Origin of the sequence: Kitasatospora sp. NPDC059817, assembly GCF_042731835.1 — a bacterium.
Taxonomy (GTDB): Bacteria; Actinomycetota; Actinomycetes; order Streptomycetales; family Streptomycetaceae; genus Kitasatospora.
Genome location: NZ_JBHWIR010000015.1, coordinates 1 through 8,660, shown reverse-complemented (window position 1 = coordinate 8,660; position 8,660 = coordinate 1). Strand labels below are relative to the sequence as shown.

The following is an 8,660-nucleotide window of genomic DNA, read 5'->3' as shown; positions in this document are numbered from 1 at the left end:
GTTCAGCACGGTGGCGTCGACGGCGTCGACCACCGCGGCGGGTGGGGCGGGGGGCGGGGGCGGGGGGGGGGGGGCGCGCCGGGCGGGGGCGGCGGCCCCGGGCGGGTGGGGCCCCCCCACCCCCCCCGGGGGCCCCCCCCGCCACGGAACCTACGAAGGAGCCTGCGAAATCTACGGAACCCGCGAAACAGCCGGTCAGAGCGTCTTGCGGAACGCCTCCGCCACCGAGAGGAAGATCGAGTTGCCCTCGGTCTCGCCGATCGAGATCCGGACGCCCTCCGGGAACGGCCGGACGATCACCCCGGCCTCGGCGCACGCGACGGCGAACTCCTGCGAGCGCTCGCCGAGGCCCAGCCAGACGAAGTTGGCCTGCGAGTCCGGGATCTCCCAGCCCTGGGCGCGCAGCGCGGCCACCACCCGGGTGCGCTCCTCGACCAGCGCGTCCACCCGCTCCAGCAGCGCCTGCTCGGCGCGCACCGAGGCGACGGCGGCGTTCTGGGCGAGCTGGCTGACGCCGAACGGGACGGCGGTCTTGCGCAGCGCGTTGGCCACCGGCTCGTGCGCGATCGCGAAGCCGACCCGCATGCCCGCGAGGCCGTACGCCTTGGAGAAGGTGCGCAGCACGCAGACGTTGGGGCGGTCCCGGTAGAGGTCGATGCCGTTGGGCACCTCGGGGTCGCGGATGAACTCGATGTACGCCTCGTCGACGACCACCAGGACGTCGGACGGGACGGCGTCCAGGAAGCGCTCCAGCTCGGCGCGGTGGATCACGTTGCCGGTGGGGTTGTTGGGGTTGCAGACGAACACCAGCCGGGTCTTCGGGGTGATCGCGGCGAGCATCGCGTCCAGGTCGTGGTCGCCGGCCTCGGTGATCGGCACCGGGACGGGGGTCGCGCCGGCGACCTGGGTGATGATCGGGTACGCCTCGAAGGAGCGCCAGGCGAAGACCACCTCGTCACCGGGGCCCGCGGTGGCGAGGATCAGCGACTGGGCGACGCCGACCGAGCCGGTGCCGGTGGCGATGTGCTCGACGGGCACGCCGAAGCGCTCGGCCAGCACCTCGCTGAGCTCGCCGACGGCCATGTCGGGGTAGCGGTTGAGCGAGCCGGCCGCCGCGACCGCCGCCTCCAGCACGCCGGGCAGCGGGTCGTACGGGTTCTCGTTGGAGGACAGCTTGTACGCGTCGGCGCCGGCCGGCTTGCCGGGCTTGTAGGTGGGGATGCCGTCCAGGGTCGGCCGCAGCCGCGGGCCCTGCGCTGACGTACTCGTCACGGTCCTACTCCTTCTCGATGCTGTCCGCGCGCGTTCGGCGCGTGTTCGGCGCGTGTTCGGCGCGTGTTCTCCGGTGCGGTCGCCCCCGCCACCTGTGGGATCGCCACCGTGCCCGGGATCTCGGAACGCGTCCGGGGCACCCCGGTCGGGTGCCTTGAACGATACCGACCGCGCTCACCCGTAGGGGTGAGATGCCCGGTCGGGTGACAGGCGCAGATCAGCCATTCTGCCGGGTTCCTTTGGCACATGTCAGAGGTAAGACGGCTGGTTTCGTGCGGGTATCGAAGGAGCGCACCCCGGCTCACTCTTGGAGAAACGTATCTCCGAGGGCTCCCGATGCGCCGGTCACAGACCCTTGTCAGGAGCCATACGATCGGTCCGCCATGACAGCAGCAGCCAACCAGAGCGGTCGGCGTCCCACCACCTCACGGCGTCTGGAGCGGGCCGGCATCCGGGATGTGGCAGCAGCCGCCGGAGTGTCGATCACCACCGTCTCCGACGCGCTGAACGGAAAGGGCCGCCTGCCCGACGAGACCCGCAGCCGGGTGCGCGAGGTCGCCGAACGCCTCGGCTACCGGCCCTCCGCGGCCGCCCGCACCCTGCGCACCGGACGGTCCGGCCTGATCGGGCTGACCGTCACGACCTACGGCGAAGAGCCGTTCACCTTCACGGAGTTCGCGTACTTCGCCGAGATGGCCCGGGCCGCCACCAGCGCCGCCCTCGGCCGCGGCTACGCGCTGGTGGTGCTGCCCGCCTCCTCCCGCCACGACGTCTGGGGCAACATCGCCCTGGACGGCACCGTGGTGATCGACCCGCCCGACCAGGACCCCCTGGTCAGCGAGCTGTACCGGTCCGGCGTCCCGGTCGTCAGCGACGGCAAGCCCGGCAACTGCCCGGTCACCGCCTGGGTCGACAACGACCACGAGGCCGCCGTGCTCGGCATCCTCGACCACCTCTCCGAGGCCGGCGCCCGCCGCATCGGCCTGCTCACCGGCACCAGCACCGACACCTACACCCGGCTCTCCACCGAGGCCTACCTCGGCTGGTGCGCCAAGGTCGGCCAGGAACCGGTCTACGAGGCCTACCCCGCGCACGACCCGGCCGCCGGCGCCGTCGCCGCCGACCGGCTGCTCGCCCGCCCCGACCGGCCCGACGCCGTCTACGGCCTGTTCGACCCCAACGGCACCGACCTGCTCGCCGCCGCCCGCCGCTACGGCCTGCGGGTCCCCGACGACCTGCTGCTGGTCTGCTGCAGCGAGAGCGACGTCTACGCCACCACCGAACCGCCGATCACCACGCTCTCCCTCAAGCCCCGCCGGATCGGCACCACCGTGGTCAACCTGCTCATCGACGCCATCGAGGGCGTCGACTCCGGGACGGGCGTCGACATCGCCCGGCTCTTCCCGCCGCGCTTCCGCACCGCCGGCACCGGCCCGCCACCGGGCACCCTGATGCCGACCGAGCTGATCGTCCGCGCGTCCTCCCTGCGCCGGAGCCCGCGCACCACCGTCAGCCCTCCCCGGCCCCCGGGCGAGGTCTAGACCATACCGAGCCGGGACAAAACGGACCTTGCGGGACGGCCCGGCTGACGCTCCGGAGGATTGGATACCCACCAGGTGACGACGCCGGGAGAGTGGTCTTCCTATGATGGGCGAATGACACCCGAGGACCGCTTCCCCGGGCCTGAACACCCCGACTCAGGCCCCCGCCACCAGCCGGACCTCGACGTGCTGCCGTACGGCACCTACTACGAACCGGAGCCCGCCACCGGCTACCCCGGCACGCCGTACGAAGCGGAGACCTACAGCGGCTACGGCGGAGCCCGCTACCTGGAGCAGCACTGGCCCGCCGACGGGCAGGACCACACCGTGCACGCCCCGGAGAACGCCCCGGTCTTCCACCAGGACCACCCCGGTTCCCACCAGGACCACCCCGGCTACGAGCCGACCCTGCCCGACCAGCAGTCCCCCGGCCACCAGGCCCCCGCCCACCAGGCCCCCGGCCGCGACGACCCGCCGACCATCGAACTCGGCCCGCCGCTGCCCGACCCCTCCGCGCCCAGCTACCCGTACCCCGCCCCCGGCCCCGGCGAGCCCCCCGGCCCGCTCTACGTCGTCGGCGACGTGCACGGCTACCTGGAGGAACTGCGCGCCGAGCTGCGCCACCAGGGCCTGATCGACGCCGAAGGCCACTGGTCCGCCGGCCGCTCCCGGATCTGGTTCCTCGGCGACTTCACCGACCGCGGCCCCGACGGCATCGGCGTCATCGACCTCGTGATGCAGCTCGCCGCCGAAGCCGCCGCCGCCGGCGGCTACTGCCGCGCCCTGATGGGCAATCACGAACTGCTCTTCCTCGGCGCCGCCCGGTACGGCGACGAACCCGTCCAGTCCACCGCCGGCACCGCCTCCTTCCTCGCCGCCTGGCGGCTCAACGGCGGCCAGCAGCACGACCTGGACCGCCTGGAGGGCCACCACATCAGCTGGCTCTCCCGGCTGCCCGCCATCGCGCTGGAGGACGGCCACCTGCTGCTGCACTCCGACACCACCGCGTACCTGGAGTACGGCGAGTCCATCCCCGACGTCAACGACGCCGTCCACAGCCTGCTCGCCGACGAGGGCGTCGACGAGTGGTGGGACTGCTTCCGCCGCTTCACCAAGCGCTTCGCCTTCCGCGGCGACGCCGGCCCGACGGCCGTCCACGAACTCCTCGACACCTACGGCGGTACCCGCATCGTGCACGGGCACAGCCCCATCCCGTACCTCACCGGCGCGGTGCACGCCGACGACGGCCAGCCGCCGCACATCCCCGGCCCCTACGTCTACGCCGACGACCTCGCGGTGGCCATGGACGGCGGCGTCACCATGGAAGGGCGCCTGCTCGTCGCCCGACTCCCCGTCAACTGAGGCCCGCGGACCGGGGCCGGTCGAACGGGCGTTCCCGGCGCCCGGGCCGCCGCACGCGCGCGGGCCGGGGCGCGAAATTCCGGAAACCGACTGTCAGCACGGCCGCGCCCGCCCCTACCATGAGGCACACCACACCCGGCCGCCCGTCCGGCGGCCCGCCTCCGCGCCCGTTTCGGCGCCCCTGAGGGTCCCGCGGCCCCTGGGGCGGAGCGAACCGGGGTGCGCATGAACGGGGTCCCCATGTCCAACCCCCCGCCGCTGCTCGCCGAGGACCGCCCGGAATACGAGCGCCTCCTCGCCGAAGCCCTGCGCGACCGCACCGTCCTCACCGCCCTGCGCGCACCCGGCGCGCTCACCACCGACCAGCTGCGCATCCGCGCCCTGCGCGACGCCGACGCCATCGCCGCCGCGGCCGCCACCGAGTACGCGCACTACACCCGGCTGCGCGAGACCCTGCGCACCACACCCCCGCCGCCCCCGGGCGCCGAACCCATCGCCCCCGGACTGCTCACCCAACTGCGCTCCGCCAACGGCGGCGCCGGGCTCTTCCCCGTCCTCACCGTGCTCACCCCGGTCCTCGCCTGGACCGCCGCCCTGGTCCTGCTGCTCATCGGCTACCTGCTGCGCGCCGCCAACCCCGACCTCACCCTCGCCCGCAGCCTCGTCACCGCCGGCTGGGTCGCCCTCGCCGCCGGAGTCGCCGCGATGGCCATCGGCATCATCGGACTCGTCCTCACCGCCATACGCGACGGCGGCGCCGCCGCCCCGGCCGGCACCGACCCCGAACTCGCCGCCGAACTCGCCGACGCCCGCCGCGAATGGCGCACCGCGCTGCGCGACCGCGGCCTGCTCCCCTACCTGCACACCCACCTGCCCGCTGTCCCCGCCGGCGCCCCCGACTTCACCAGCCCGGGGTACACCTCACCCGACTTCTCCAGCCCGGGTCCCGTCCCCACCGCCGACTACACCTCGCCCGACTTCACCAGCCCCGGGACCGTCCCCACCCCGGCCCCCGACTTCACCGCCCCCGGCTACACCAGCCCCGCCTTCACCAGCCCCGACGACGTCACCTGAACACCGGACACCGGCGGCCGTCCGCCCAGCAGCCGCTCGCCCAGCGCCCGCTGGCCGCGCGCGAGCCACCCCACCGGCCAGCGCAGCAGCACGTACAGGCAGAGCCCCCAGCCGGCCGCGTGCACCGCCCACACCCCGGCCATGGTCGGGCCGCCCCAGGCCTGGTGGTAGTCCGTGTCCAGGTACCAGACCGGGTACCCGAAGTTCCGCACCGAGTTGAAGAGCGAGTACCCCACCAGCAGGAACGCCGCCGCGTCCAACGGCAACCCGAGCGCCGCCCGCCCCAGCACCCGGCCACCGGTCCAGCCCCGGCCCCCGGACACCCACGCCTGCCACCGCGCGGCCCGACCGGGCCGGCCGGCGAGCACCAGCGCCGCCCCCACCACCCCGGCCGGCAACGCCAGGAAGGCCCGGGCGGCGGTGCTGGTCTGACGGCGGATCGCGGACATCTTCGGGCTCCTCACCCTCGTTCGGCTGTTGGCCTCACCCTCCCGTGACACCGACCGGGCGGTCGTCACACCACGGGGCCGGATCAACCGTCATACCCCGGTACGACGTCCGGTGGTGTGCCGCTGCTCCCCCGCACGGGGGAGCCGGTTCCCCCCGGGTGCAGACCGTCGTCTTCCGGCTCGGTTCACCGGGTTCCGGTGGGCAACAGCCGTCAGGAGGTCAGCAGTTCGGCCGCCGGGGTGTGGTTCCCGGTCGCGGACGCCCCCGCCATCGCCGTGGAGGCCTTCTCCGGGTCGGTACGGGGCGGCACCACCAGGAGGAGGAAGTGGTCCTGGAAGCCGCGGGTGACGCTGATGGTCGCGTGGCTGCTGGTGAGCCAGTTGACCCTGATCAGGAGGCCGTTCACCACGACGGACCGGGGCACGCCGTCCCAGGCCGAGGTGTCGAGGCCCACCCGGATGATGCGCCCCAGGTGGGCGCCGAGCGCGGTGACCAAGTCCGGCAGTTCGGCCAGCACCCGGTTCGAACGCGGCCACCAGGCGCCGTCGAAGACCCCGCCCCGCGACATCGTCGGCTCCAGCACCAGACGTGGCAGCAGCGGGACACCGGGCACGGACCACGGCCCGGGGGTAGCGGGAACAGGGAGGGGGATCGGCAGCATCAGAAGCCGCCCGTCCGGTCCGCAGGGACCTGTCATGACCTAGGGCGACACCAGCGCCGGTACCGGTATACGGAATGTCCTCGGTTGTCTCCCAACGGTACTCCGCGGCACCCTCCGACGGGCCTCCCGTCACGGGAGTACGCTCGAAGACATCCAGGGCATTCCGCATCCCGGTACCCGTTCCGGCTTCGTTCTGGGTGAAGGGTCGTCCGAGCCGTTCCGGCCGGGCACCCGGGGACGGGAAGCGGTGACCACCGTGACCACTCACGCCCCGCAGGCGGCACGCACCGGTCACGGCCTCACGGTCGCCGACGCGATGGAGCCCTGCGAGTACCAGATAGCCGACGACAGCACCGTCGACCAGGCCAACGACATCCTGCGCGGCGCCCACGTCGAGTACCTGCTCGTCCGCGACCACGACGGCCGGTGCGAGGGGCTGGTCACCCGCACCGGGCTCCACACCTTCCTGGAGCACCCCCGGACCACCGAGCGGACCTCGATCGGCGCCACCGTGCACCAGCGCGGCCCGTTCGCCTGGCCGGCCCTGGGCCTGGCCCTGGCCGCGATCACGATGCGGATCAAACGCATGGCGGTCTGGCCCGTCGTCGACGACGACGGCTACATCCTCGGCATCCTCACCGCCGACCGCGCCACCGGCCTCCTCGAACCCGCCCCCGCCCTCGCCTGACCCGCACCGCCCCGCACCGCCCCGCCCCGCCCCACCCCGCCGGGACGCTGCCCCGGGAGCCCCGACGCGAATTGTCAGACACGCCCTACGGGCCGATCGAGGCGAAGACCTCGATGTCGCACTTCGCCGCGCCGCTGCGCATGATCCTCGCGTCACTGGTGATCAGCGGTACGCCGAGGGCTTCCGCCAGGGCGACGTACTGGGCGTCGTAGGCGCTGAGGTTGGCATGCAGCTTCTTCACCCTGTCCCAGAACGCCAGCGTCTCCCGCTTGGCGATGGGAAGCATCCGGTAGGCGGCGACCGCTCGTTCCACTTCCCGCTCGGTCAGCTTGCCGCCCCGCTGCATGCCGAGAAGGGCCGACTGGATCTCGTAGTCCAGGAGGGTGGGGGCGTAGACGTCCCCCGCCGCGGCCACCCGGCCCCGGACGAGTTCCCCGTCCGGGCCGTGCGCCGTGAGGACCAGGACCAAGGCGGAACAGTCGATGACGATCAACGCCCGGCTCGCCCCTCGTCGATGGCCGCGACGACGTCGGCGGCACTGACGCGGGCGGTGGTCTCGCGGTCCAGCCGCGCCATCATCTCCGCCATCGTGGGCCTGGACGCCTCCCTGGCAATCAGGTCCTGCATGAACGCCTGCAGCGACTGGCCGGCCTGGGCGGCGCGGACCTTCAGGGTCTGGATCTGGTCGTCCGGGACGTCCCGGATGGTGAGCGCTGTCATATCTGCATTCTAGCGCCGATACCTGCACAATGCAGACAGTCAAGCCCGCGCGGTTCGCGCGGCAGCCTCAGTCGGCCAGTCGCAGCCCGACTAGGGGCAGATCAACTCGATGGTCGGGAAGTACGTGCGGTAGCGCGTGGCATCACGGGTCAACAACCGGTAGCCGCGCACCGCCGCATGCGCACCGATGTAGAAGTCCGGCAACGGTGCGGTCTTCTGCCCGCCGCGCTTGCGGTACAGCAGAAATGCCTTGCCGGCCAGGAACCCCGCCTCGTAGGGGAGCGGCTCCCGCCCGAAGTCCTCGGCCGGAAGGACGGCGTCAAGGTCCTCGATCGCGGCGTATGCCACCGAGACCTCCGCGTAGACGATCGGGTTGATCACCACTTCGCCCTCGTCCTGGGCCTTGGACAGCGCGGCCTCCGACCAATCGGCCCAGGTCTCGTCGTCCGTCATCAGATCCAGCAGCACGCAGGAGTCCACCAGCGTCACCGGCCGCGCCCGGCCCGGACCGACCAGCCTCAACCGGCTACTCGCCACGCAACAGCTCCATGATCTCGTCAGTGGACATGCCGCCCTCGGCACTTCCCCTCATCCGGCGGGCCGCCCGCTGCCCTCTGGTGGTGTGGCCTGCCCGACGCACTATCCGCAGGACGCCGTCCTCCTCGATGACGTCCACCTCGTCCCCGGGACGCAGGCCGCACTTCTCGCGAAGATCCGCAGGGATCGTGACCTGCCCCTTGCTGTTGAGCCGCATCTCCCACCTCCGAAGTAGCACGTATTACCACTACCACGTAATACTAGTGCTGCTCCGCGGAAGTTCGTGGAGGGGTGTTGATCAGGCTGCTTTGAGTGGGGTGCCCTCGTAGGTCCAGCGGTAGGGCTTGGCGGTCTC

At 72.6% G+C, this 8,660-nt stretch carries 11 protein-coding genes; 4 read left to right on the top strand and 7 right to left on the bottom strand.

Features of this window, described 5'->3' with window-relative positions; translation table 11 throughout:
* Positions 1–195: 195 nt before the first annotated feature.
* Positions 196–1,272, bottom strand: coding sequence for a histidinol-phosphate transaminase (hisC, locus tag ACFV61_RS05570; RefSeq protein ID WP_063348414.1), 1,077 nt, complete (start codon positions 1,270–1,272; stop codon positions 196–198).
* A gap of 383 nt (positions 1,273–1,655) precedes the next feature.
* On the opposite strand from hisC, the gene ACFV61_RS05565 reads away from it, so the two are divergent.
* From ACFV61_RS05565 to ACFV61_RS05555, 3 genes are all read left to right on the top strand, one after another.
* Positions 1,656–2,813, top strand: a complete 1,158-nt coding sequence (locus ACFV61_RS05565; protein ID WP_063348415.1) for a LacI family DNA-binding transcriptional regulator — start codon at positions 1,656–1,658, stop codon at positions 2,811–2,813.
* A 114-nt stretch (positions 2,814–2,927) separates the two neighbouring features.
* Complete coding sequence (locus ACFV61_RS05560) at positions 2,928–4,175, top strand: metallophosphoesterase (protein WP_159398468.1); 1,248 nt, start codon at positions 2,928–2,930, stop codon at positions 4,173–4,175.
* 240 nt (positions 4,176–4,415) lie between these two features.
* Entirely contained in the window at positions 4,416–5,249 is an 834-nt protein-coding gene (locus tag ACFV61_RS05555) for a hypothetical protein (protein WP_380423528.1), read from the top strand.
* On the opposite strand, the gene ACFV61_RS05550 is transcribed toward ACFV61_RS05555, so the two are convergent.
* Complete coding sequence (locus tag ACFV61_RS05550; RefSeq protein WP_063348417.1) at positions 5,207–5,698, bottom strand: hypothetical protein; 492 nt, start codon at positions 5,696–5,698, stop codon at positions 5,207–5,209. The genes ACFV61_RS05555 and ACFV61_RS05550 overlap by 43 nt on opposite strands.
* Positions 5,699–5,910: 212 nt before the next feature.
* Positions 5,911–6,312: a DUF5994 family protein gene (locus tag ACFV61_RS05545; RefSeq protein ID WP_380490266.1), complete on the bottom strand. Its 402-nt coding sequence runs from the start codon at positions 6,310–6,312 to the stop codon at positions 5,911–5,913.
* 304 nt (positions 6,313–6,616) lie between these two features.
* Here ACFV61_RS05545 and ACFV61_RS05540 point away from each other — a divergent pair, with 304 nt between their 5' ends.
* Positions 6,617–7,048, top strand: coding sequence for a CBS domain-containing protein (locus ACFV61_RS05540; RefSeq protein ID WP_380335244.1), 432 nt, complete (start codon positions 6,617–6,619; stop codon positions 7,046–7,048).
* An 85-nt stretch (positions 7,049–7,133) separates the two neighbouring features.
* Here the strand turns inward: ACFV61_RS05540 and ACFV61_RS05535 are convergent, their stop codons facing one another.
* The 4 genes from ACFV61_RS05535 to ACFV61_RS05520 form a co-directional block, all read right to left on the bottom strand.
* A complete protein-coding gene (locus ACFV61_RS05535) occupies positions 7,134–7,541 on the bottom strand; it encodes a type II toxin-antitoxin system VapC family toxin (protein WP_380490264.1) in 408 nt (135 codons plus the stop codon).
* Complete coding sequence (locus tag ACFV61_RS05530; protein WP_380490262.1) at positions 7,538–7,768, bottom strand: antitoxin; 231 nt, start codon at positions 7,766–7,768, stop codon at positions 7,538–7,540. Before ACFV61_RS05530 ends, ACFV61_RS05535 begins: the two co-directional genes overlap by 4 nt.
* A gap of 90 nt (positions 7,769–7,858) precedes the next feature.
* On the bottom strand, positions 7,859–8,305 hold the full coding sequence (locus ACFV61_RS05525; RefSeq protein WP_380490260.1) for a type II toxin-antitoxin system VapC family toxin: 447 nt from the start codon (positions 8,303–8,305) through the stop codon (positions 7,859–7,861).
* Positions 8,295–8,543: an AbrB/MazE/SpoVT family DNA-binding domain-containing protein gene (locus ACFV61_RS05520; protein ID WP_380490258.1), complete on the bottom strand. Its 249-nt coding sequence runs from the start codon at positions 8,541–8,543 to the stop codon at positions 8,295–8,297. The genes ACFV61_RS05525 and ACFV61_RS05520 overlap by 11 nt, the downstream gene beginning before the upstream one ends.
* Positions 8,544–8,660 lie beyond the last annotated feature (117 nt).

Bases quoted from the DNA above. Each gene is read 5' to 3' on its own strand.
- ACFV61_RS05565 (WP_063348415.1), top strand. From the start codon at position 1,656: ATGACAGCAGCAGCCAACCAGAGCGGTCGGCGTCCCACCACCTCACGG.
- ACFV61_RS05560 (WP_159398468.1), top strand. From the start codon at position 2,928: ATGACACCCGAGGACCGCTTCCCCGGGCCTGAACACCCCGACTCAGGC.
- ACFV61_RS05555 (WP_380423528.1), top strand. From the start codon at position 4,416: ATGTCCAACCCCCCGCCGCTGCTCGCCGAGGACCGCCCGGAATACGAG.
- ACFV61_RS05550 (WP_063348417.1), bottom strand. From the start codon at position 5,698: ATGTCCGCGATCCGCCGTCAGACCAGCACCGCCGCCCGGGCCTTCCTG.
- ACFV61_RS05530 (WP_380490262.1), bottom strand. From the start codon at position 7,768: ATGACAGCGCTCACCATCCGGGACGTCCCGGACGACCAGATCCAGACC.